This window comes from Pseudomonas palmensis (assembly GCF_017848315.1).
GTDB classification, from domain to species: Bacteria; Pseudomonadota; Gammaproteobacteria; order Pseudomonadales; family Pseudomonadaceae; genus Aquipseudomonas; species Aquipseudomonas palmensis.
In genome coordinates, this window is the sequence record NZ_JAFKEC010000072.1 from 1 (window position 1) to 24383 (window position 24383).

General features: G+C 65.7%; 17 protein-coding genes and 2 tRNA genes. 11 read left to right on the forward strand and 8 right to left on the reverse strand.

The window, feature by feature from the left end; translation table 11 throughout:
• Positions 1 to 66: 66 nt before the first annotated feature.
• Both JZZ72_RS24910 and JZZ72_RS24915 read left to right on the forward strand, forming a co-directional pair.
• Entirely contained in the window at positions 67 to 759 is a 693-nt protein-coding gene (locus JZZ72_RS24910) for a DUF1266 domain-containing protein (protein WP_210015321.1), read from the forward strand.
• Positions 756 to 3473 (forward strand): molecular chaperone DnaJ, encoded by a 2718-nt coding sequence (locus tag JZZ72_RS24915; RefSeq protein ID WP_043860022.1) that lies wholly within the window; start codon positions 756 to 758, stop codon positions 3471 to 3473. The genes JZZ72_RS24910 and JZZ72_RS24915 overlap by 4 nt, the downstream gene beginning before the upstream one ends.
• Here the strand turns inward: JZZ72_RS24915 and JZZ72_RS24920 are convergent.
• The gene (locus JZZ72_RS24920) at positions 3470 to 5161 is read right to left on the reverse strand and encodes a molecular chaperone HscC (protein ID WP_054914674.1); all 1692 of its coding nucleotides are present in this window, start codon (positions 5159 to 5161) and stop codon (positions 3470 to 3472) included. The two genes, JZZ72_RS24915 and JZZ72_RS24920, sit on opposite strands and share 4 nt — an antisense overlap.
• Before the next feature lie 206 nt (positions 5162 to 5367).
• On the opposite strand from JZZ72_RS24920, the gene JZZ72_RS24925 reads away from it, so the two are divergent.
• The 3 genes from JZZ72_RS24925 (at position 5368) to JZZ72_RS24935 (ending at position 9473) form a co-directional block, all read left to right on the forward strand.
• Complete coding sequence (locus JZZ72_RS24925) at positions 5368 to 5892, forward strand: sigma-70 family RNA polymerase sigma factor (protein ID WP_043860021.1); 525 nt, start codon at positions 5368 to 5370, stop codon at positions 5890 to 5892.
• A 44-nt stretch (positions 5893 to 5936) separates the two neighbouring features.
• Positions 5937 to 6899, forward strand: coding sequence for a FecR family protein (locus tag JZZ72_RS24930; protein WP_043860020.1), 963 nt, complete (start codon positions 5937 to 5939; stop codon positions 6897 to 6899).
• Between the two features lie 108 nt (positions 6900 to 7007).
• The gene (locus JZZ72_RS24935) at positions 7008 to 9473 is read left to right on the forward strand and encodes a TonB-dependent siderophore receptor (protein WP_210015322.1); all 2466 of its coding nucleotides are present in this window, start codon (positions 7008 to 7010) and stop codon (positions 9471 to 9473) included.
• A 162-nt stretch (positions 9474 to 9635) separates the two neighbouring features.
• Here JZZ72_RS24935 and JZZ72_RS24940 read toward each other — a convergent pair.
• A tRNA-Asp gene (locus JZZ72_RS24940) sits at positions 9636 to 9712 on the reverse strand.
• A gap of 16 nt (positions 9713 to 9728) precedes the next feature.
• Positions 9729 to 9804 (reverse strand) — tRNA-Val (locus JZZ72_RS24945).
• A 159-nt stretch (positions 9805 to 9963) separates the two neighbouring features.
• On the opposite strand from JZZ72_RS24945, the gene rdgC reads away from it, so the two are divergent.
• From rdgC to sugE, 3 genes are all read left to right on the forward strand, one after another.
• Positions 9964 to 10884, forward strand: a complete 921-nt coding sequence (gene rdgC / locus JZZ72_RS24950) for a recombination-associated protein RdgC (RefSeq protein WP_043860018.1) — start codon at positions 9964 to 9966, stop codon at positions 10882 to 10884.
• 141 nt (positions 10885 to 11025) lie between these two features.
• A complete protein-coding gene (locus JZZ72_RS24955; protein WP_210015323.1) occupies positions 11026 to 11988 on the forward strand; it encodes a bile acid:sodium symporter family protein in 963 nt (320 codons plus the stop codon).
• Between the two features lie 117 nt (positions 11989 to 12105).
• A complete protein-coding gene (gene sugE, locus JZZ72_RS24960) occupies positions 12106 to 12423 on the forward strand; it encodes a quaternary ammonium compound efflux SMR transporter SugE (RefSeq protein WP_210015324.1) in 318 nt (105 codons plus the stop codon).
• A 15-nt stretch (positions 12424 to 12438) separates the two neighbouring features.
• On the opposite strand, the gene JZZ72_RS24965 is transcribed toward sugE, so the two are convergent.
• Positions 12439 to 14313, reverse strand: coding sequence for an MFS transporter (locus JZZ72_RS24965; RefSeq protein WP_100635010.1), 1875 nt, complete (start codon positions 14311 to 14313; stop codon positions 12439 to 12441).
• 168 nt (positions 14314 to 14481) lie between these two features.
• Complete coding sequence (locus JZZ72_RS24970) at positions 14482 to 15624, reverse strand: TDT family transporter (RefSeq protein WP_058541019.1); 1143 nt, start codon at positions 15622 to 15624, stop codon at positions 14482 to 14484.
• A gap of 174 nt (positions 15625 to 15798) precedes the next feature.
• Between JZZ72_RS24970 and JZZ72_RS24975 the strand changes: the two genes are divergently transcribed.
• Positions 15799 to 16977, forward strand: coding sequence for an MFS transporter (locus JZZ72_RS24975; protein ID WP_210015325.1), 1179 nt, complete (start codon positions 15799 to 15801; stop codon positions 16975 to 16977).
• Positions 16978 to 17035: 58 nt separating this feature from the next.
• Here the strand turns inward: JZZ72_RS24975 and JZZ72_RS24980 are convergent, their stop codons facing one another.
• Positions 17036 to 18229, reverse strand: a complete 1194-nt coding sequence (locus JZZ72_RS24980; RefSeq protein WP_210015326.1) for an MFS transporter — start codon at positions 18227 to 18229, stop codon at positions 17036 to 17038.
• Positions 18230 to 18319: 90 nt separating this feature from the next.
• Here JZZ72_RS24980 and JZZ72_RS24985 point away from each other — a divergent pair, with 90 nt between their 5' ends.
• Complete coding sequence (locus tag JZZ72_RS24985; protein ID WP_043860011.1) at positions 18320 to 18865, forward strand: TetR/AcrR family transcriptional regulator; 546 nt, start codon at positions 18320 to 18322, stop codon at positions 18863 to 18865.
• Between the two features lie 111 nt (positions 18866 to 18976).
• On the forward strand, positions 18977 to 22453 hold the full coding sequence (locus tag JZZ72_RS24990) for a PAS domain-containing hybrid sensor histidine kinase/response regulator (RefSeq protein WP_043860010.1): 3477 nt from the start codon (positions 18977 to 18979) through the stop codon (positions 22451 to 22453).
• On the opposite strand, the gene rmuC is transcribed toward JZZ72_RS24990, so the two are convergent.
• Positions 22425 to 23810 carry a DNA recombination protein RmuC gene (rmuC, locus tag JZZ72_RS24995; RefSeq protein WP_162484864.1) on the reverse strand — a complete coding sequence of 462 codons (1386 nt, stop codon included), beginning with the start codon at positions 23808 to 23810 and terminating at the stop codon, positions 22425 to 22427. The two genes, JZZ72_RS24990 and rmuC, sit on opposite strands and share 29 nt — an antisense overlap.
• 175 nt (positions 23811 to 23985) lie before the next feature.
• Entirely contained in the window at positions 23986 to 24342 is a 357-nt protein-coding gene (locus tag JZZ72_RS25000) for a tetratricopeptide repeat protein (protein ID WP_213086027.1), read from the reverse strand.
• Positions 24343 to 24383 lie beyond the last annotated feature (41 nt).

The window sequence follows — 24383 nt, forward strand, 5'->3', positions numbered from 1 at the left end:
TCTCTACAATCCGTGCCATTACGGTCGACCCCGCCCATTCCCCGTCGACCCCGGAGCCTTCTATTCATGGAAGAGATTGAACAGCACTGGCTGTACGCCCTTTCTGCCCCCATGGCCGCCCTCAACGGCGCCAGCCTCACCTCCCCCCGTTACTTCGAAGCCGAAGGGGACCTGGACCTGAAAAAATGGTGGGGCATCAACAACCGCCGCGAGCTGCTCGACATGCTGCGCATGGCCGACACCGGCCACGCCGAAAAACTCAACGATGCCTACTGGCAATACCCTCGCCGCCAACCCAGCCAATGGCAGGCACTGCTTGACGAGCTGGGCCCGCGCGAGCGCGCCAACTATGAATTTGCCGCACGCACCTATGCCGATTGCGGCTTCGGCGGCACCCGCGCCTGGGACCTGGGCCGCATGGGCTACCTGCTGCGCGCCGGGGTGTTCGAGAACCTGATCACCGAGCCCGAAAGCCTCTGGCTGCACAGCCGCCTGGCACTGCGCGCACGCCACTTCTACAACAGCTGGGACACCTACATCGCCGGCTACATGTTCGGCAAATCGCTCTGGAACTGCTCCAGCCATGACGACGACGTCTACCCCTACCGTATCGACCGCCAGGGCGCCGAGCACTGGAACCGCTGCATCATCATGAACATGCTCAAGCGCGGCAAGGTACTGTTCGCCAGCCTGCCCTGGGACCTGCCGCTGGACTACCCGCCCCGGCCCGATTCGCTCGAGGAGGGCACCTGGTCATGAGTTGCTGGATAAAGCTGGGCATCGAGCCCACCAAGGACCAGGACGTCATCCGCGGCGCCTACCGCGCCCGCCTGCCGGAGTTTCACCCCGAAACCGACCCGCAGGGCTTCCAACTGCTGCGCCAGGCCTACGAGCACGCGCTCAAGCTCGCCACCCGCACGGATGACGATGACGAAGACGAAGACGACGAGGACGCCGGCGAAGAACAGGCCTATGCAGAACGCCCGCCGCGCCCGCCCCGCGTGCACCCGGTCATCGCCACCTTCGCCCGCATGCTCGCCGACCCGGCCCGGCGCTACAACGTCGATGCCTGGCAGGACTACTTGCGTGAGCTCGACCAGTTGCCCCTCGAAGAACTCGAGGACGTCAGCTGGGAGCTGCTGTGGCGCCTGGAAGAAGCCGGCCAGCTGTCCAATGCCTGCGTGCAGGTGCTGGCCAAGCGCCTGGCCTGGGACAAGCAGTTGCTGCGCCTGGGCTTCGAAGAGGCGCAGGAAGTCGAGACGCTGCTGGCTCGCTTCGCCGCCCCCGACCCGTTCGACATGCGCCTGATGAACGACTGGTCTACGGCCGCGCAGTTGGAAACCCTGTGGTACCTGCGCAGCCTGGACCACCTCTACAACAACCGCCCGCTGTTCGAACTGGCCGCCTTCGCCCGGGAACACACCGTGGTCGCCCTGCCCCCGGACGCCGCACTGGTCGAACGCCTGCTGCTGCAGATCGGCCAGGCCGGGGTGGCCAGCCCGAGCCTGTACGCGCTGTGCGTCGAACGCCAGGCGCTACAACCCGACGATGTCGACGCGCTGTACCAGTTGGCCTGCCAGGCCAGCCTGCTGGGCAAGGAAGAAGAAGCGCTGTCGTGCTGGAGCCGCCTGTGGCTGGAGTTCCGCCACCCGGTGGCCGCCCGCGAGCTGCTGGACCTGTGCACCGCGCACCAGCCGCAACGCCTGCCGCTGATGATCCAGGCCTTCGACCGCCTGGCACCGGTGCGCACCTGGCCCGACGACCTGAGCGAAGACGAACAGACCCTGGGCAGCCCGGCGCAGCGCCCGGAAACCCTGACGCGCTGGTTCCAGGCCGCGCGTCTGGAACTGGACGGCATCGCCGGGCAGTTCGTCGACTGGCGGGCCACCGATGAGCGTGAGCTGGAACTGCTCGCCAGCCTGATCGACGAACACCCGGACCCGGCCCTGCAGCGTCTGTACCGTCACGCCTGGGCCCTGCACTGCGGTGACGCCGCGCTGCTGCAACAGGTGCTCGACGAACCTAAAAGCAGCCACCTGATCGATGAACTGATCCTCGACGGCTTGCGCTACCAGGCCCAACAGCAACTGGCCTGGCTGCAACAGGCGCCGATCCCCCTGGCGATCCAGGCGTTCCTGAACAGCAACTCGCCGCACCCACAACTGCCCGACGTGCTCAAGGACGGCGCCACCACGCTGTGCCGCGACTGGCTGCGCCGCCTGCGCGCCTACGACGGGCGCACCCTGGCCCGCCTGCACGAGACCTTCAGCCCGCGCGCCATGATGCCGGTACCGTTCGGCCTGGAGATGCAATGCGAGCTGGGCGCCGCAGGCGTGGTGCTGCCTCCCGCACCGGCCGGCGCCGAGTTGTGGCACTGGCACCGCCAGGCACTGTTCATGCTGGCCCTGGCCCAGGCGCCACAACGCTGGCTGGCGCTGGTGACGCCGAGCATGCTCGACACCCTGCAGTGCCCACCCGGCCATCCGTTGGCAAAGGTCCATACCCTGCTGCTGAACCTGCTGCAGGAACAAGGCAACCTCGATGGGCTGTTGGGCTGGCTGGACAGCCGCGACCCGCTGCAAAAAGCCATTGCCGACAGCCTGCCCGCGCCGGACCAGGCCCTGAGCAGTGCGCGCCTGCCCAGCACGCTGGCGTTGCTGGCCAGCTACCAGAAGGACGAAGAGGCCTTCGCCGACGACCTGCTGGGCATGATGCTGTTCTGGGCGGTGCTCTACCACGACCCGGCACTGGATGCCGAACAGCACCGCGTGCTGCTGCGCACCATGGCCGACATCTCCAGTGAAGAGCCGTGGTTCGAAGCCTTTCGCAGCGGCCTGATCAAGGGCGAGCCGAGCCGGCCGCCGCGCGAGAAACTCGATGCCTACGGCATGGACAGCGCGGTGTTCTACCAGGTCATGGATACGCTCAAGGGCCTGATCCGCTACGGCCGTGTCGGCGTACCGCGCCTCAAGGTGCTCAAGCAGCTGCAAAAGGCCAAGGATGACCCCAGCACCGGTATCGGCCTGCGCTTTGCGCTGACCGCGGTGTTGTCCTGGTGCGAGCGCCTGCTGCTGGCCCAGGCCGATCTTCAGCCAGTATCGCCCTGGGCCTTCTGGCGCTGGAACACGCGCCTGGGCCGTGGCGCATTCGTCGGCCAGCTGATGTTGTGGTTCTTCGTCACCCTGGTGCTTGCCATCACCTCCAGCGATGCGCCCGAGGCCATGGTCAAGATCGGCCTGGGCCTGGCCCTGCTGTTCGGCACCTGCCTGCGCCGGCTGCACGACATCGGCCACGGGATCGTGGTGATGGTGCTGCTGGCTGCACTGTCGGTAGCGCTGCCGTTCCTGCCGCTGGTGCTGGTGGTGATGCCCGGCGACGTGCTGCCCAACCGCTGGGGCGTGTCGCCGGAGCATCATGACCCCGACGCCCTCAGCGGCGGGCTGCAGGCTGTGCTGCGGCGCCTGATCGGCTAGAGGTTGAGTGCGTCCAGCGCCTCGTTCAACTGCTGGCGCTGGCTGGCGATCAGGCTGGACTGCTGGGTGGCCAGCACCTGGCTGAAGTCGCTCAGCCAGGTGCCGATCTGCTCGCGCTCATCGCCCAGGCACTGCATCCAGGCGCGCTCCAGGCGCGCCGTCAGGGTGCGGTTGGGCAATGCATCGCGCGGGTGGATCTTCAGCCCGGCCAGGCGCTGATGGCTGTTCTGGCGCGCCTCTTCATCCAGCCCGGTGGGGCTGCGGTCGATGCTGTGGCTGTGGCGCTTGCCGGTGTCCACCAGGGTCACGTCGACTTCGAGCAGGCCGTTGATGTCGTAGCTGAAGCGGATGTCCAGTGACTGGATCTTGTCCATCGGGGTCAGCTCGACGACGAAGCTGTCGATGAAGATGTTGTCACGCACCCACGGCCGCTCGCCCTGGTAGACCTCGACGTTGATGGTCTTCTGCTGTTCGTGGGAGGTGTAGAAGCGCTGCACCCGCGAGGTCGGTATCACCGTGTTGCGCTCGATGATCGGCGAGAATACCCCGCTGATGTTGGCGCCGCGGGTGGTCTCGATGCCCAGGGTGTAGGGGCATACGTCGGTCAGGATCAGCTCTTCGATGGCCGAGTCGCGGGCCTTGCAGGCCGCCTGGCTGGCAGCGCCCAGGGCGACGATGGTGTCGGGGTCGAGGTGGCGGTACGGCAGGCGGCCGAACAGCTTGGCCACCATCTGCTGCACCACCGGCATGCGCGTGGCACCGCCCACCAGCACCAGGCTGTCGAGGTCGCGCGGGCTCAGCCGCGCGTCGCGCAGGGCCTGCTCGATGGGCGCGCGCACCCGGCCCAGCAGCGGCTCCCAGATCGTCTGCGCGCCCAGCTCGTCCAGGGTCCACTCGCGGGGCTCGCCGGCACCCTTCCAGTAGACCGTCTGCGGGCCTTCGCCCAGCTTGCACTTGAGCAGTTCGATGCTGTCGTACAGGCTCGCCAGCGCCTGCGGTTCGACGCTGGACAGGGTCATGCCCCAGTCCTTCAGGCAGGCCTGCAGCAGCGCTTCGGTGAAGTCTTCGCCGCCAAGAAAGTTGTCGCCGGTGGAAGCATGCACCTCGATCAGCGGCAGGGCGTATTCGAGCACAGTGACGTCGAAGGTACCGCCCCCCAGGTCGAAGATGAGTGTGCGCTCGAATTTCTGCTCGTGCAGGCCGTAGGCCATGGCCGCGGCGGTCGGTTCGTTGATCAGGCGCTGCACCTTGAGGCCCGCCAGCTCGGCGGCGAACACGGTGCGCTTGCGCTGTTCATCGCTGAAATAGGCCGGCACCGAAATCACCGCCTCGTGCACCGCGCAGCCCAGAAAGGCCTCGGCGTCGTGCTTCAGCGAGCCCAGCACCAGGGCCGAGAGCTCTTCGGGGCTGAATGCCTGCCCGCCCAGCTCCAGGCGCTTTTCGCTGCCCATGAAACGCTTGAATGCCGCGACGCTGCGATCGGGGTGGGTGGTCAATCGCGAACGGGCGGCGCGCCCTACCAGGATGCTGCCGTCGTCATCGATACTGACCACCGAGGGGGTAAGCACCTCGCCAAGGGCATTCGGGATCAGTTGGGCACGGCCTTGCTGCCATACGGCGATCAGGCTGTTGGTGGTGCCCAGGTCAATGCCCAGCAAGGGCGCGGCGGCGGGGGTTGCATCCTGCATATGAGGTCTCTGGCAGTGGTCGTCATCGGCCAGCGGCCGGAGCTCGCCCGGCCTGCTGAAAGGCGCCCTACTTTAACTGAACCCCCCACCTCGACAAACAGCGAATGCACACACGGCGAAAAAGGCCTGACCTGTAAAAAAACATATCTATGATAGTCATTCTCATTTGAGATAAGCTTGCGCATTACGTCGCACGAGCACAATGGATGTCCACCCCAACCTCCGCCGTCAACCCGCTGGTCAGCGCCTTCCAGGAGCATTACGCCGACCTTCTGGCGTTTCTTGCACGGCGCATGGGCAATGTGGAAAAGGCCGCGGACGTGGCCCAGGACACCTACCTGCGACTGGCCAGCCTGTCCGATACGGCGCAGATTCTCGAACCGCGTGCCTTTGTCTTTCGCGTTGCCAGCAACCTTGCCATCGACCGCCTGCGCCAGGAACAGCGACGCTCGGCGCTGCATGACGACGTCAGTGACAACCTGGACGTCTGCGACCCCCTCGCCTCCCCCGAGAAGCAGTTCCTGGCTGCCGAAGCAATCGAACAACTGGACCGCAGCCTGGCCCAGTTGCCCAGCAAGGCGCGCCTGGCACTGCTGCTCAATCGCCTCGAAGGCTTGACCCATGCACAGATCGCCGTGCGCCTGGACGTGTCCGAAAGCACGGTGGGCAAGTACATTGTGCAAGCCATGCGGCACTGCCGCGATTGGCTACGTCAGTCGGAATCTATTTAGAATGCCCGGTACGCCCCCTCTGAAGGTTTCAGCAGCCCCTCATCATGACTAGACCCAACCCTTCCCAACCATCCCCTGTCGAGCTGGAGGATCAGGCCATCGAGCAGTGGGTGATGCTGATGTCGGGAAATGCCAGCGAGTCGGATCATGCCGCGTTTCGCCAGTGGCGCCAGCGCAGCCCGGCGCACGAAGCAGCGGCGCGGCTGGCCGAGCAGATGTGGCACGGGGTAGCGCAGACGGCCACCGCGCAATCCTTCGTGCCGCCAGCGCCCCAACGCCGTGCAAAACCCTTGCGATGGGCTGCGCTGGCCGCCGGGCTGGCGGTGCTGGCCGTGACCCAGTTGGGGCAGCCAATGAAGGTGTACATGGCCGACCAGTCGACCGCCGTCGGCGAACGCAGACACCTGGTGCTGGAGGATGGCAGCGAGGTCTGGCTCAACAGCGCCAGCGCACTGTCGGTGCGCTATTCGTCCACGCGTCGCGATATCGACCTGATCAAGGGCGAGGCGCTTTTCCAGGTCAGCAAGAACCCGGCGCGTCCATTCGTGGTGCATGCCGCCGCAGGCACGGCCCAGGCACTGGGCACCCGGTTCGACGTGAACCTGCTCGAACAGCAGGTGCGGGTCGGCGTCAGCGAGGGTGTGGTGCAGGTAACGTCCGGTGGCCAGAGCGCGCGCCTGGAACCGGCCCAGCAACTGGACTATGCCCAGGGCCTGCCACCGTCCTCCACGCGCCCGCTGGACCTGACCAGTGATTCGGCATGGCAGCGCGGCAAGCTGATCTTCAATCGACGCCCACTCGACGAGGTGGTCAGCGAAATCGGGCGCTATGTACCCGGCGCACTGGTGGTGACCGGGCAATTGCCGAGCACGGCGGTGAGCGGGGTGTTCAACCTGGACGACGGTGCGCAGATGTTCAGTACCCTGGCGCGCACCCAACCGCTGCGGGTCGTGCAACTGCCGTGGCTGACCCTGGTGATGAACCGCGAGAGCGTCGAAGAAAAATAAATCCGGATTTTGTTGGCAAGGTTGACGGCAATGAATCGTCGTTGGTTTGAACGCGAATACTTCTCATAAATATCGCTTCTTACCAACATTTGATGACGGACGATTTCAATGCAGGCGCTTTCCAACGCTTTTCCGTTCAGTGGCCGTACCCTGACGCTGGCCATCGCTCTGACCCTGGGTGGCGGGGTGCCGCTGACCCTGCCGCTGGCCCACGCAGCCGAAACCACCACGCGCCTGACCCTGAACCTGGCGCCCCAGGCGCTGGACCGGATGCTCACTCAACTGGCCGACCAGGCCAACGTACGTCTGGTGTTCAACTCCAGCGACCTGGCTGGCCGGTCCGGTCCGGCCCTGCAGGGTGCCTTTACCCTGGCCCAGGCCCTGGACCGGTTGCTGCAGGGCAGCGGCCATACCTGGCAGTTGCTGGACGGTCATACCCTGGTGCTGGAAAAACTGCCTGCCGCCGATGCGTCCGTGGTGCTGGGCGCCACCAACATCGACAGCCGCGCAACCGAATCGGCCTACGGCCCGGTCGACGGGATCGTGGCCAAGCGCAGCGCCACCGGCTCCAAGACCGACACGGCCCTGAGCGAGATCCCGCAGACGATCAACGTCATCACCCAGGACGAAGTGAAGATGCGCGGCGCCCAGTCGGTCACCGAGGCCCTGCGCTACACCGCCGGCATGACCGGTGGCGGCTTCGCCGACCGGGTGAAGGTGTTCGATGAACCCACCTCCCGCGGCTTCTCCCCCACCCCGCTGTACCTGGACGGCCTGCACCTGCCCTACAGCGGCGGCAGCACGGGTGGCTCGCTGCAGATCGACCCCTACACCCTGGAGCGCATCGAAGTGCTCAAGGGCCCGGCGTCGGTGCTGTATGGCCAGAACCAGCCGGGCGGCATCGTCAACATGGTGAGCAAGCGCCCCACCGCCACGCCGCTGCATGAAGTGGTCATCGGTGGCGGCAGCTACGACCGCAAGTACGGGGCCTTCGACCTCGGTGGCCCGATCGACGATCAGGGTCAGTTCCTCTATCGCCTGACCGGCGTGGTCAACGACAGCAACTCGCAGATCGACTACGCCGACCAGAACCGCATGCTGCTGGCGCCCAGCCTGACCTGGCTGGCCAACGAGCGCACCACCGTCACGGTGTTCGGCCAGTACCAGAAAGACCGCGACACCCCGGAAGCCCAGGGCCTGCCGGCCAAGGGCACGGTGTACAGCACCGCCAACGGGCGCATCAGCCGCAGCCTGTTCATCGGCGAGCCGGGCCTGAACAAATATGACCGCGAGCAGTTCGTGGTCGGCTACGAGATCGCCCACGAGCTCAACGACACCTGGACCCTCAAGCAGAACGCACGCTACGCCGACCTCGACGACCGCTACGTCGCGCCACTGCACGGCTATTCATTCGGCCCCAACCCGGTCACCGGCGCCAACGACTTCAGCTACCAGGCAGACCGCTTCGGGGTGGACTGGGCGCAGCACAACCGGGTCTACGGCATCGATAGCACCGCCCAGGCCAAGTTCAAGACCGGCGAGCTGGACCACACCCTGCTGCTGGGGGTGGACTACTACCACTTCAACTCCGAGTTCCTCGGCCGATACGACCGTCGCGGCCCGGGCATCGACCTGTACAAGCCGGTCTACGGCAGCAAGTTCACCTTCACCCAGCCTTACCGCTGGGACAACACCATTACCCAGACCGGCCTGTATGCCCAGGATCAACTGCTGTGGAACAAATGGTTCCTGACCGTGGGCGGCCGCTATGACTTTGCCGAAACCGACAACAAGACGCCGCTCAACGGCGGCCACACCAACCAGAAGGATGAAAAGTTCACCGCGCGTGCGGGGCTGGGCTACTCGTTCGACAACGGTGTGACGCCCTACGTGAGTTACGCCGAGTCGTTTTTGCCGCTGTCCGGTGTCGACGCCAACGGTTCGGGTTTCGACCCCACCAACGGCAAGCAGTATGAAGTGGGCATCAAGTACGAGCCCAGGTCGATCGACGGTTTCATCCAGCTGTCTGCCTACCAGATCGACCAGGACAACATGCTGACCAACGACCGCGACGACCCGAGCCTGAGCGTGCAGAGCGGCTCGGTGCGTTCGCGTGGTGTCGAGCTGGAAGGCAAGGTCAATGTCACCGACAACCTGAGCGTGCTGGCTGCGGTATCACGCAACCAGATCAAGTGGCGCAGCATCAACGACGGCCGCGAAGGCCGTACCCTGGCCATGCAGCCACCGCTGACCGCTTCGGCGTGGGTCAACTACGACTTCGACGTTTCCACCGTACTGGCCGGGTTCGGTGTGGGCCTGGGCGCGCGCTATGTGCGCAGCAGCTACGGTTCGGACTACGTGGGCGACTCTTTCCAGATTCCGTCCTACACCGTGTATGACGCCATGGTGTCCTATGACCTGGAAAAATCGCCGCTGCACGTCAAGGGCGTGAAGCTCAAGGCCAACCTGCAGAACCTCACGGACGAGAAGTACGTGGCGGCCTGCAATGGCGGGCTGGACTGCTATTACGGCGAAGGCCGCACCCTGAGTGCAGACGTGACCTACAACTGGTAAGACGGCGCGAGGCTGTCTGGAAAAGGCGCCCTCAGCGGCGCCTTTTTCGTTGTTGGAGGGGATGCGTGGCAGGCGCGGCCAAACGCCAGGCACAAAAAAAGCGACCCTAAGGTCGCTTCGTTTGTGGCTTCAGGGAGTTCAGTGGGCCCTGAAGCTAATATATGGCGCAGCGGACGGGACTCGAACCCGCGACCCCCGGCGTGACAGGCCGGTATTCTAACCGACTGAACTACCGCTGCGCGATACACTGAGAAGTGGTGGGTGATGACGGGATCGAACCGCCGACCCTCTGCTTGTAAGGCAGATGCTCTCCCGGCTGAGCTAATCACCCTTCGTCTCGGTGTGGCGCGCATTCTACGGAGCACCTCACACTCTGGCAAGCACTTTTTTAAAATTATTTTTCAGGCCTTCCAATGACTTAGCGGGCTTGGCCTGAACACGCCGCTCGGAGAATAATGCCCTCCTTATGTACCGAGGAGAGATGCACCCCATGTGGTTCAAAAACCTGCTGCCCTACCGCCTTACCCAGGACATCCAGTTCGACGCCGAGGCGTTGGAAACCGCACTGGCCAGCAAGCCGGCGCGCCCCTGTGCCAGCCAGGAGTTGACCACCTACGGTTTCGTCGCGCCCTTCGGCAAGGGCGAAGATGCGCCCCTGGTGCATGTCAGTGGCGACTTCATGCTGATCGCGGCACGCAAGGAAGAACGCATCCTGCCCGGCAGCGTGGTGCGTGACGCGGTCAAGGAGAAGATCGACGAGATCGAAGCCGAGCAGATGCGCAAGGTCTACAAGAAGGAGCGCGACCAGATCAAGGACGAGATCATCCAGGCCTTCCTGCCCCGCGCCTTCATCCGTCGTTCGATGATCTTCGCCGCCATCGCGCCCAAGCAGGGCCTGATCCTGGTCAACTCGGCCAGCGCCAAGCGTGCCGAGGACCTGCTGTCGACCCTGCGTGAAGTGATGGGCTCGTTGCCGGTGCGCCCGGTGACCGTGAAGATCGCCCCAAGCGCGACCCTGACCGACTGGGTCAAGTCGCAGAAGGCTGCGCCCGACTTCTATGTGCTGGACGAGTGCGAGCTGCGCGACACCCACGAAGACGGCGGCATCGTACGCTGCAAGCGCCAGGACCTGACCAGCGACGAGATCCAGCTGCACCTGGGTACCGGCAAGGTGGTGACACAGCTGTCGCTGGCCTGGCAGGACAAGCTGTCGTTCGTGCTGGACGACAAGATGGTGATCAAGCGCCTGAAGTTCGAAGAGCTGCTGCAGGACCAGGCCGAGGAAGACGGCGGCGAAGAGGCCCTTGGCCAGCTCGATGCCAGCTTCACCCTGATGATGCTGACCTTCGGCGACTTCCTGCCGGCGCTGTTCGAAGCGCTGGGTGGAGAGGAGATCCCGCAGGGGGTCTGATCGGCTTCTCTCTACATAGCTATATAGAGGCCTTGCGGGCTTCATCGCGGGTCAAGCCCGCTCCTACAGGGTCGCTGCAATCCTTGTGGGAGCGGGCTTGACCCGCGATGGGGCCGCCGATAATAAAAAAGGAGCACCCCCATGCGCGCCCTCGCCGCCCTCAGCCGATTCGTCGGCAATACATTCGCCTGGTGGGTGCTGCTGTTTGCCCTCCTGGCCTTCTTCCAACCCGCCTGGTTTATCGGCCTCAAGGTCGCCATCGTGCCGCTGCTGGGCCTGGTGATGTTCGGCATGGGCCTGACCCTCAAGGTCGAAGACTTCGCCGCAGTGTTCCGCCAGCCCTGGCGCGTGGCCCTGGGCGTGGTCGCCCACTTCGTGATCATGCCGGGCGTGGCCTGGCTGCTGTGCCAGCTGTTCCACCTGCCCGCCGAAATCGCCGTGGGCGTGATCCTGGTCGGCTGCTGCCCAAGCGGTACTTCCTCCAATGTGATGGCGTGGCTGGCCAAGGGCGACCTGGCCCTGGCCGTGGCGATAGCCGCCGTCACCACCCTGCTCGCCCCGCTGCTGACCCCCGCGCTGATCTGGCTGCTGGCCTCGGCGTGGCTGCCGGTCTCGTTCATGGAGATGTTCTGGTCGATCCTGCAACTGGTGATGCTGCCGATCGTGCTCGGCGTGCTCGCCCAGCGCCTGCTCGGCCCGCGCGTACAGCTGGCGGTGCAGGTGCTGCCGCTGGTGTCGGTGGTGAGCATCGTGCTGATCGTGTGCGCGGTGGTGGCGGCCAGCCAGGCCAAGATCGCCGAATCGGGCCTGCTGATCATGGCGGTGGTGATCCTGCACAACACCTTCGGGTTCGCCCTGGGCTACGTCACCGGCAAGCTGTTCAAGCTGCCGCTGGCCCAGCGCAAATCCCTGGCGCTGGAAGTCGGCATGCAGAACTCCGGGCTGGGCGCGGCACTGGCCAGTGCGCACTTCTCGCCCCTGGCGGCGGTGCCCAGCGCGCTGTTCAGCGTGTGGCACAACATCTCCGGTGCGCTACTCTCGACCTGGTTCCGGCGCATGGAAGAACCCGTCGCCGAAACGGCAGCGGTCGACGCCACGCGTTGACCGCCACTTGCCCCCCGGCAAGGAAATGTGCACTATAGTGCGCACTGTGAGGACGACCTCACGACGCACCGCGTGACCGATCCGGGGACGGCCCCATCAACAGATGGAGTACTGCGCATGTCCTGGATCATCCTGTTTTTCGCCGGCCTGTTCGAAGTCGGCTGGGCCATCGGCCTCAAATACACCGACGGCTTCACCCGCCCCCTGCCCACTGTGCTCACGGTTGCCGCCATGGCGGTCAGCCTCGGCCTGCTCGGCCTTGCAATGAAGGAACTGCCGCTGGGCACCGCCTATGCAATCTGGACCGGTGTGGGCGCAGTGGGTACGGTGATCGCCGGGATCATCCTGTTTGGCGAATCCATGGCGTTGATGCGCCTGACCAGCGTGGCACTGATCATAATCGGCCTGGTGGGGCTCAAGGTCAGCGCCAGCTGACCCCGGCCCCCGCGCCTAGCGCCAGGTGCCGCGTAGTTCGCTGACCCGCTCGCGCAACAGCGCCGGTTGCGCCGTTTCCACCGGTACGGCGCTACCGGCCACCAGGGTCACCCGCGACCACAGGCGCCGGAAAAACCCCTTGGCCGGGTCACGGCTGAAGAAACTCCCCCACAGGCCTTGCAGCGCCAACGGAATCACCGGCACCGGCGTGCGCTCCAGAATCAGGCTCAAGCCGCCCTTGAATGCATCGATCTCGCCATCGGAGGTCAGCTTGCCTTCCGGGAAGATGCACACCAGCTCCCCGTCAGCCAGGTAGGCGGCAATTTTCTCGAACGCACGCTCGTAGGTCGGCAGGTCTTCGTTGCGCCCGGCAATCGGGATCGCCCCCGCAGTACGGAAGATGAAATTGAGCACCGGCAGGCGGTAGATCTTGTAGTACATGACAAAGCGGATCGGCCGGCGCACGGCCCCGGCAATCAGCAGCGCATCGACGAACGACACGTGGTTGCACACCAGCAGCGCCGCGCCTTCATCCGGGATCTTGTCCAGGTCGCGGTGTTCGACGCGGTACATGGAATGGCTGAGCAGCCAGATCATGAAGCGCATGCTGAACTCGGGCACGATGCGGAAGATGTAGGTGTTGACTGCGATGTTGAGCAGTGACACCACCAGAAACAGCTGCGGGATACTCAGCTTGGCCAGCCCCAGCAACAGCATGGTGACCACGGCCGAGACCACCATGAACAGTGCATTGAGGATGTTGTTGGCCGCGATCACCCGGGCACGCTCGTCTTCGGGGGTGCGCGACTGGATCAGCGCGTACAGCGGCACGATGTAGAAACCGCCGAAAACACCCAGGCCCATGATCGACAGCAGGATCCACCAGGCCTTGCTCATGCCCAGCAGGGCGAGCCAGTCATACGGCGCGCCGGCGGCCGGGATATCCCCCGAATGCCACCACCACAGCAGGCCGAACACCGTCAGGCCGAACGATCCGAACGGCACCAGGCCGATCTCCACCTTGCGCCCGCTGAGGCGCTCGCACAGCAGCGACCCCACCGCGATGCCCACCGAGAACAGCGTGAGAATCAGCGTGACCACGGTTTCGTCGCCGTGCATCCACTCCTGGGCATAGGCCGGGATCTGCGTGAGGTAGATGGCGCCGACAAACCAGAACCACGAGTTGCCCACGATCGAGCGCGATACCGCCGGGGTCTGTTTCAGGCCCATGCGCAGGGTCGCGACGGTCTGGCTGAAGATGTTCCATTGCAGCTTGAGTTGCGGCGACGAGGCCGCGGCACGGGGGATTGCGCGGCTGGCCAGGTAGCCCAGCACCGCCACCAGCACCACCGCGCTGGCCACGATGGGCGCGTAGTGGGTGCTGGACATCATCACCCCGGCGCCGATGGTGCCGGCCAGGATCGCCAGGAAGGTACCCATCTCCACCAGGCCGTTGCCGCCCACCAGCTCCTCTTCGCGCAGGGCCTGGGGCAGGATCGAGTACTTGACCGGGCCGAACAGTGCCGAATGGGTCCCCATGGCGAACAGCGCCACCAGCATCATCCACAGGTGGTTATAGATAAAGCCCGCGGCGCCCACGCCCATGATGACAATCTCGGCCAGCTTGATGGTGCGGATCAGCGCATCCTTGGCGAACTTTTCGCCGAACTGGCCGGCCAGGGCCGAGAACAGGAAGAACGGCAGGATGAACAGCAGCGCGCAGAGGTTGACCAGCATCGTGCCGTCGCCGCCCAGGCTGAGCTTGTAGAGAATGGCCAGGATCAGCGATTGCTTGAACAGGTTGTCGTTGAACGCCCCCAGCGACTGGGTGACGAAAAACGGCAGAAAGCGCCGTTTTTGCAGCAGGGCAAACTGTGAGGGGTGACTCATCGTCCAGGGTCCTGAGTGGGGCTTTGTTATTGGAGGAAGCCAGCCCGCAAAAAGCCACAGATGCACGGGTAAATGCAAGCCACCGCATGAACCGCTTCGCCGACAAGGCCTTCTAGCGCCAGCAAAACCCTGCCGGAGCCGGCCTTGCCGGCGAAACTGCCACCCTTGTCACTTGCCCGTGCACCCCGCAATGCAAGGCGACACGAACAGCTCGCCACGCCAGGCCCCCGCCAGGGTACGGCTGGCCACCACCAGCCACAGCCCTGCCAGCGCCACCACCAGCACGTGGCCCATCACCGTGAAGAACCCCAACTGCAGCCACGCCGCCAGCTTCAACGTGGCCAGGGCATACACCCCCAGCGGAAAGGTGAAGCCCCACCAGCCCAGGTTGAACGGCATGCCATCGCGCAGATGGCGCAGCGTGATCAACACGGCAGTGAGCAACCACCACAGCCCCGCACCCCACAGCACGATACCGGCCACCAGCCCCAGCCCGCGGGCAATCTCGCCCAGGCTGCCCAGGCCATTGGCAGCGAAGATCGCCGGTGCATCACTGCCCAGCAGCATCATGCCCAGGGCACCGGTGCCGATCGGCCCGAGTGCCAGCCAGCTCGAAGCGGCCATGCTCGCCTGGGGCAGCTTGTGCAGCGCCATGCGCAGGGTGAGGATGGTCAGGATGCTGAACGCCACCGGCAACGACACCGCCCACAGCACATAGCTGGTGATCAGTACCTGGAACTGGCGATGGACGTCCGTCAGGTGCGGGGCCAGCAGGCCGCCGCTGGCCGCGGCCACTTCGGCCGCCACCACCGGCAGCAGCCATACCGCGGTCATCTGGTCGATGCTGTGCTCCTGGCGGGTGAACATCAGGTAAGGGATCGCCACCCCGCACAGCAGCGCCAGGGCCACGTCCAGCCACCACAACGCCTCGACCCACGGCAGCACCCCCGTGCCCCAGCGCTCGACTCCGAATACCAGCGCCCCATTGAGAATGGTCGCCAGGCCCATGGGGATGGTGCCGAAGAACATCGAGACCGTGGAATGCGCGAAAATCCGCCGCGCCTCATCGAAGAACATCACCCAGCGCGCGGTGTAGAGCACGCTGAACAGCACGAACAGGCCAATGGTCAGCAGCCACAGCGCCTCGGCCATACCCGACAAGCCCGGCACCGCCTGCCGCAGCGCCAGCGCCAGCACGCCGGTGCCCATGGTCGCGGCGAACCAGTTGGGGGTGAACTGTCGGATCACCTCGCGCGGGTGAGCCAGGCGGCTCAGCGGGCGCAAGGGGTGGGCTATCTTGGTGCAGGTCATGGTGTCGGTCTCCTGTCCTCCGGTGAGGTGAAATCGATGTTACAACCCTATGGAATATCGATATAACGGGTAATTTCTCTAACTGTTATCTGTTTTACCTATATATAAGCCGTTCGCGAGCCTTTCAAGGCTGACGTATGCTGGCGTCTGACCTCACCGGACAAGGACGTGAACATGCTCGAAAGCCTGCGGGGCTATGGCGCCGAGGTTCGCCTGCTGCTGTGCACCACCTTCGTGCTGACCCTGGCGCGGGCCATCACCCTGCCGTACCTGGTGGTGTACCTGTCGGAGCACTTCGCCCTGGGCATCAGCGCCATCGGCCTGATGATCGGCGGTGCACTGATCGTCGGCTCGCTGCTGAGCCTGTATGGCGGCTACCTGATCGACACCCTGCGCAGCTACACGGTGATCGTGTTCTCCACCCTGGCCTTCGCCCTGGCGTTCTTCGTGGCCGTGGCCAGCCGGCAACTGGGGATGCTGTTTGCCTGCCTGGTGGTGATCAACCTCACCCTGGCAGTGGTGGACATTGCCGCCAAGGCCGGCTTCTGCGCGCTGTTGCCAGTGCAGGCACGCGGCGAGGTGTTCTCGATCAAATACACCCTGAGCAACGTCGCTTATGCCGTCGGGCCTTTTGTGGGGGTGGCGCTGGTGCTGCTGGATGACCGGCTGCCGTTCGTGCTGTCGGCATTGCTGGGGCTGGGCATGTGCCTGAGCTATCAACGCCGGGGCGAGCGTGCTGCACGCGCCGGGCTTGGCGGGCCGACGCTGGGCATGCTGGCGGTCGGCAGGCACCTGCTCGGCGATCGGCGCCTGGTGTACTTCACCCTGGGCGGCGCGCTCAGTGCGGTGGTGTTCGGCCAGTTCACGGCCTACCTGTCGCAGTACCTGGTGACCACCACATCGGCCATCCAGGCCAACCAGACCGTCAGCTACCTGGTGGCGACCAACGCCATCACGGTGATCGCCCTGCAATACGCCATCGGCCGGCGCATCGGCAGTCGCCAGCTGATGCCCTGGCTTCTGGCCGGTATGCTGCTGTTCGTGATCGGGTTGCTGGGGTTCTCGCTGGCGCAGACATTGTGGGTGTGGTGCCTGGCGATGCTGGTGTTCACATTGGGCGAGATCATCGTGATCCCGGCCGAATACATGTTCATCGACAGCATTGCCCCGGAGCACCTGCGCGGGGTGTATTACGGCGCACAGAACCTGTCCAACCTGGGGGCGGCGCTGGGGCCGGTACTGTGCGGGTTTGCGCTGGCACACCTGATGCCGACAGCGATGTTCTACCTGATGATGCTGTCGGTGGGGCTTGCGGGGCTGTTCTATTGCCTGGGGGCACGGCGCCAGGCCTGAAGGCCGGCGCCGACAAAGATCCACGCTGCTCTTGCCGCAAAACGCAGCACCATCGAGATCAGATAGATCGCGCTCCGCGCATCGCCGGCAGGTTCAACACCCCCGCCCCCGCGCACAACCCGACCAGCACCAGCGCATACACCTCGCTGGTGGCTACCAGCCCGAACTGGCGCACCATCAACCCGGCCGCCAGCGCAGGCACACAGAACGCCAGGTAGCTCAGCACGTAGAACGTGGCCATCAAGCCCGCCCGTTCATGGGCCTCGGCCAGTGGCAGGGTGCTGCGCAACGCACCCAGAAACCCCGCACCAAAGCCGCTGCCCGCCACCAGCGTGGCGGCGAAGAACAGCACCAGGCTGGCGTTGTGCAGCGCCAGCAGAATCAGCCCCACCCCGCCGGCCAGCAGCCCGGTGCCCAGCGCCAGCACCTGCTGTGCCGGGCGCAGGCGCAGCCGATAGATCGCCAGCGCACCACTGAGGGTCAGGGTCGCCACCAGCGCGCCACCGACCAGGCTTGAGCCCAGGCCGCTCACCTCCCGCACCAGCGACGGCCCCAGTGAGAGGAAGAACCCGCCAAGCGCCCACACCGCAATGTTAACCGGCAGCATGCGCCACACCGCGCCACGCGCCTGAGGCGGCACCAGCAGGCTCGGACGCAGGGCGCCCAGCGCGCCCGGCTGGCGGCTGACGCTCTCCGGCAAACGCCACACCAGCAGCGCCAGCACCACGAACAGCGCCAGCAACACCCCATACACAAGGCGCAGCGGCCACGGCGCGAACTCCACCAGCACGCTGGTGCCCAGCGCCCCGCAGGCCATGCCCAGCAGCGGCGCCAGGCTGTTGACCAACGGCCCCTGTTCGCGGTCGGTATCGAGCAGCGCGGCGCCCAGCACACTGGTGGCCATGCCGGTGGCAAAGCCTTGCAGCAACCGCGCCGCAAGCAGCCAGGGCACCGACTCGGCCTGGATGAACAGCAGCATCGCCACGCTCTCGAGCAGCAACGCCACGAAGATCACCGGCCGGCGCCCCAGGTAATCGGACAGCGACCCCACCGTCAGCAACGCCGCCAGCAGGCTCAAGGCATACACCGCAAACACCAGGGTCAGGGTTGCCGGCGAAAACTGCCACGCATGCTGATACAGCTGGTACAACGGCGTCGGCGCACTCGAGGCCGCCAGAAACCCGAGCAGCGCGACGGCCAGGTACACCAGCCGCAAACGCGCCGACGCCGGACGGCTGAACAATCCGATCATGTGCTTTCTCCACTAAAGCTAACCGTTAGCTTTTGTGCAGTCTGCGCGCCCTTAATCCTTAACGCAAACCCTTTGTGTTAAGGTCGCGCCATGGCGATCAAAGAAGGTATTCGCACGGGCGGTCGCAGCGCCCGTGTCCAGCAATCGGTGCACAGCGCCGTGCGGGCCCTGCTCCAGGAGCAGGACCGCGCGAGCCTGACCGTGCCCATGGTGGCCGCACGTGCCGGCGTCACCCCCTCGACCATCTACCGGCGCTGGGGTGAACTGGCGGCGCTGCTGGCCGACGTGGCGGTGGAGCGCCTGCACCCCGACAGTGAACCCCTCGACACCGGCACCTTGCGCGGCGACCTGCTGGCCTGGGCCGAGCAGTATCTGGACGAGATGAGCTCCGAGCCCGGCCGACACATGATGCGCGACGTGCTCAGCAGCGCCTGCCCCGGCTACTGCACCACCCTGCTGCGCGGCCAGTTGCAGACCTTGCTGGACCGCGCGCAGCAGCGTGGCGAAGCCGGCCCCGGGGTGGAACGGCTGCTCGACCTGCTGGTGGCTCCCACGGTGTTTCGCATTCTGTTCGCCGAAGCGCCCCCGAGCCTGCAGCAGCTGCATGAACTGGTCGAACTGGCCCTGCGCGACTGAGCACTGCGACGCTCTGCCACTGCGACCTTCGTCGGCGCTGACGAAGTGAGAACGGCGTGCCAGACTGATTGATCGTGGTTGGCCGTTACCGTTTTTTCGTTCGGAGTTTTCATGTCGCTGTCCAGCGGGCTGATCGCCCTGGTCGCCCTGGCCTATATGGCCATCATGTTCGCCATCGCCTTCTACGGCGACCGGCGCAGCACCCCGCTGCCGCCACGCCTGCGCGCGTGGGTGTACAGCCTGTCGCTGGCGGTGTACTGCACCAGCTGGACCTTCTTCGGCGCGGTCGGCCAGGCCGCCGAACAACTCTGGGCCTTTCTGCCCATCTACCTGGGGCCGGTACTGCTGATGCTGTTTGCACCCTGGGTGCTGCAGAAGATGGTGCTGATCAGCAAGCAGGAGAACATCACCTCCATCGCCGACTTCATTGCCGCGCGCTACGGCAAGTCCCAGACCCTGGCGGTGGTGGTGGCGCTGATCTGCCTGGTGGGCGTGCTGCCGTACATCGCCTTGCAGCTCAAGGGCATCGTGCTGGGGGTCAACCTGCTGATCGGTGCCGGGGCCGATGCCACCGGCAGCCGCGTGCAGGACACCGCGCTGGTGGTGTCGCTGGTGCTGGCGCTGTTCAGCATCGTGTTCGGTACCCGCAGCCTGGATGTGACCGAGCACCACCGCGGCATGGTGCTGGCCATCGCCTTCGAATCGCTGGTCAAGCTGCTGGCGTTTCTCGCCGTGGGCGCGTTCATCACCTTCAGTCTGTATGACGGCTTCGACGACCTGTTCAGCCAGGCCCGCCTGGCGCCCGCCCTTGACGGCTACTGGCAGGAAACCATCAACTGGCCGTCGATGATCGTGCAGACCGGCGTGGCGATGATGGCGATCATCTGCCTGCCGCGCCAGTTCCATGTCACCGTGGTGGAGAACATCGAACCGCAGGACATGCGCCTGGCACGCTGGGTGTTTCCGGCCTACCTGATCCTCGCCGCGCTGTTCGTGGTGCCGATTGCCCTGGCCGGGCAGATGCTGCTGCCCAACTCGGTGCTGCCGGACTCGTTCGTGATCAGCCTGCCGCTGGCCGAAGCACACCCGGCGCTGGCCTTGCTGGCCTTCATCGGCGGCGCCTCGGCCGCCACCGGCATGGTCATCGTCGAGGCCGTGGCGCTGTCGACCATGGTCTCCAACGACATGCTGCTGCCCTGGCTGCTGCGGCGCAACAACGCCGAGCGCCCGTTCGAGGTGTTCCGCCACTGGATGCTCACGGTACGCCGGGTGACCATCGTGGTGATCCTGCTGCTGGCCTACGTCAGCTACCGCCTGCTGGGCTCCACCGCCAGCCTGGCCACCATCGGCCAGGTCGCCTTTGCCGCCGTCACCCAACTGGCCCCGGCCATGCTCGGTGCGCTGTACTGGAAGCAGGCCAACCGCCGCGGCGTGTTCGCCGGCCTGGCCACCGGCACCTTCCTGTGGTTCTACACCCTGGTACTGCCGATTGCCGCCCACAGCGTGGGCTGGTCGCTGGAGCTGTTCCCGGGCCTGGCCTGGCTGCACGGCAACCCGCTCAACCTGCCGATCACCCCGCTGACCCAGGGCGTGGTGCTGTCGCTGGCAGGCAACTTCACGGTGTTCGCCTGGGTCTCGATCCTGTCGCGCACGCGGGTATCGGAGCACTGGCAGGCCGGGCGCTTCATTGGCCAGGAAACCAGCGCGCGGCCCAGCAGCCGTTCGCTGCTGGCGGTACAGATCGACGACCTGCTGCACCTGGCCGCGCGCTTCGTCGGCGAAGAGCGTGCGCGCCAGAGCTTCATCCGCTTCGCCTATCGCCAGGGCAAGGGCTTCAACCCCAACCAGAACGCCGACGGCGAATGGATCGAGCACACCGAGCGCCTGCTGTCCGGCGTGCTCGGCACCTCCTCGACCCGCGCCGTGGTCAAGGCGGCCATCGAAGGCCGCGACATGCAGCTGGAGGACGTGGTACGCATCGCCGATGAAGCCTCCGAGGTGCTGCAGTTCAACCGCGCCCTGCTGCAAGGGGCCATCGAGAACATCAGCCAGGGCATCAGCGTGGTCGACCAGTCGCTGCGCCTGGTGGCCTGGAACCGTCGCTACCTGGAACTGTTCAACTACCCCGACGGGCTGATCAGTGTCGGCCGGCCGATTGCCGACATCATCCGCTACAACGCCGAACGCGGCCTGTGCGGCCCGGGCGAGGCCCAGGTGCATGTGGCGCGGCGCCTGCACTGGATGCGTCAGGGGCGCGCGCACACCTCCGAGCGGCTGTTCCCCAATGGCCGGGTGATCGAGCTGATCGGCAACCCCATGCCCGGCGGCGGGTTCGTGATGAGCTTTACCGACATCACCCCCTTCCGCGAGGCCGAGCAGGCCCTCAAGGACGCCAACGAAGGCCTGGAGCAGCGCGTGGCCGAGCGAACCCACGAGCTGTCGCAACTGAACCTGGCGCTGACCGAGGCCAAGAGCCATGCCGAAGCGGCCAACAAGTCCAAGACCCGCTTCCTGGCGGCCGTGAGCCACGACCTGATGCAGCCGCTGAACGCCGCACGGCTGTTCTCCGCCGCGTTGTCGCACCAGGAAGAGGGCCTGTCGGGCGACGCCCAGCAACTGGTGCAGCACATGGACAGCGCCCTGCGTTCGGCCGAAGAGCTGATCAGCGACCTGCTGGACATCTCGCGCCTGGAGAACGGCAAGATCAACCCGGACGCCAAGCCGTTCGCCCTCAGCGAACTGTTCGACGCCCTGGGTGCCGAGTTCAAGGTACTGGCCCAGCAGCAGGGCCTGGATTTTCGCGTGCGTGGCAGCAAGCTGCGGGTGCACAGCGACGTCAAGCTGCTGCGGCGTATCCTGCAGAACTTCCTCACCAACGCCTTCCGCTATGGCAAGAGCCCGATCCTGCTGGGCGTGCGCCGCGCCGGGGACCGCCTGTGGCTGGAAGTGTGGGACCGCGGCCCGGGCATTGCCGACGACAAGCTGCAGGTGATCTTCGAGGAATTCAAGCGCCTGGACAGCCACCAGACCCGCGCCGAAAAAGGCCTGGGCCTGGGCCTGGCGATCGCCGACGGCCTGTGCAAGGTGCTCGGCCACCCGCTGGAGGTGCGCTCATCGCCCGGCAAGGGCAGCGTGTTCCGCGTCAGCGTACCGCTGGCCAGCGCCGCGAGCCCGGCCCAGGCCAAGCCAGCCGAACAGGCCGGCCAGCCGCTGGCGGGGTTGCAGGTGCTGTGCGTGGACAACGAAGACAGCATCCTGATCGGCATGAACAGCCTGCTCAGCCGCTGGGGCTGCCTGGTGTCGACGGCGCGCAACCGCGAGGAATGCGCCGCCCTGCTCGACAAGGGCCTGCGCCCGCATCTGGCGCTGGTGGACTACCACCTGGACAACGGCGAAATCGGTACCGAACTGATGGCCTGGCTACGCACGCGCCTGGGCGAGCCGGTGCCGGGGGTGGTGATCAGTGCCGACGGCCACGGCGAGACCGTGGCGCGGGTACATGCCGCCGGCCTCGACTACCTGAGCAAGCCGGTCAAGCCGGCGGCCCTGCGCGCCCTGCTCAATCGTCATCTGAGCCTGGTGCAGTAAGGCCTTCGGCAAGGTTGTCGGTGCCGCCCATGGCGCGCTCCAGCAGGTCGGCCGGCAGGCTCTTGCTGGCCCGCGCGCCGAGCAGCTTGAGCTGCTCGCTGCGACTGATCAGGTTGCCGCGCCCCTCGCAGAGCTTGTTGCGCGCCGCGGCATAGGCCTTGTCGACCTGTTGCAGGCGGTTGCCCAGCTCGTCCAGGTCCTGGATGAACAACACGAACTTGTCGTACAGCCAGCCGGCGCGCTCGGCGATCTCGCGGGCGTTCTGGCTCTGGCGCTCCTGTTTCCACAGGCTGTCGATGACCCGCAGGGTGGCGAGCAACGTGGTCGGGCTGACGATCACGATCTGGCGGTCGAAGGCCTCCTGGAACAGGTTGGGCTCGGCCTGCAGCGCCGCCGAAAACGCCGCCTCGATGGGCACGAACAACAGCACGAAATCCAGGCTGTGCAGGCCCTCGAGGCGGTTGTAGTCCTTGCCCGAGAGGCCTTTGACATGGTTGCGCAGCGACAGCACATGCTGCTTGAGCGCAGCCTGGGCCACGTCGGTTTCACTGGCGTTTACATATTGCTGGTAGGCCGTGAGGCTGACCTTGGAGTCGACCACCACCTGCTTGTCGCCGGGCAGCATGATCAGCACGTCGGGCTGGAAACGCTCGCCATCGGCGCTCTTGAGGCTGACCTGGGTCTGGTATTCGCGGCCCTTTTCGAGCCCCGCATGTTCCAGCACCCGCTCCAGAATCAACTCGCCCCAGTTGCCCTGGGTCTTCTGACCCTTGAGTGCCTGGGTCAGGTTGGTGGCCTCGTCACTCAGGCGCTGGTTCAACTGCTGCAGGCGCTCGAGTTCCTTGCCCAGCGAAAAGCGCTCGCGGGCTTCCTGCTGGTAGCTTTCCTCGACGCGCTTCTCGAACGACTGGATACGCTCCTTGAGCGGGTCGAGCAGTTGCCCCAGGTGCTGCTGGCTGGTCTGGGCGAAACGCTGCTCGCGCTCGTCGAAAATCTTCGTCGCCATTTCGGCAAACTGTGCACGCAGCTCGTCGCGCGAGCCCTGCAGATCGTTCAGGCGCTGCTGGTGGCTGTCCTGCTGCTCGCGCAGTTCGGCGGCAAGGCCGGCGCAACGCGCTTCGAGGCGGCGCAGCTCGGCTTCACGGGCGTTGCGTTCAAGGTTCCAGGCATGGGCGGCATCGCGTGCGTTGTCGCGCTCGATCTGCAGCAACTCCAGCTCGCGGCCCTGAGCGGCCAGGCTGGCCTGCTTGGCGGCATTGGCCTGGCCCAGGTCGCTGATTTCGTCACGGCTGGCGTCGAGCTGCGCGCTCAGGCCCTCCTGGGCCAGCAGCGCACTGCTCAGGCGCTCCTCGGCCAGTGCGGCGGCGGCCTGCCTGTCAGCCAGCTGACGTTGCAGACGCACCAGCACCACCACAGCGGGCAAAGCCGCCACCACCATTCCCAGCACGATGCTGGTCAGATCCATTGCAGCCATAGACAGCATGCTCACCCCCAGGGAAATCCCCCAGAGCTTAACAGCCCCGGGCGGTCGATCAGTGGCTCGTGAGTTGCCCGAGCAGCCGCACGGCTTCTTTGGAGCCCTGCGCGGCGGCTTGTTCCAGCCAGTAACGTGCCTGCTCCGGCTCGTTGACCTGGGGCTGGGCGCACAGACGGCCGTATTCGAGCTGTGCCCTGCGGTCACCGGCCCGGGCAGCCTGGCGCAGCAGCTCGTGGCCGATGCGCCGGTCACGGGCGTTGCCGCAATCGCGGCACAGCATCTGCCCCAGCCGGCTCTGCGCCACCACCACACCCTGGCGTGCCGGTTGCTTGAGCAGGCGCCCGGCGAAGTGCTTGACGTTGGGGTTGTCGCCCAGGCGCGGGCTGTCGAGCAGCCACAGGGCCACCTTCAACGAAAAACGTCGGGGCTCGGCAACGGGGGGTTGGGCAGTGG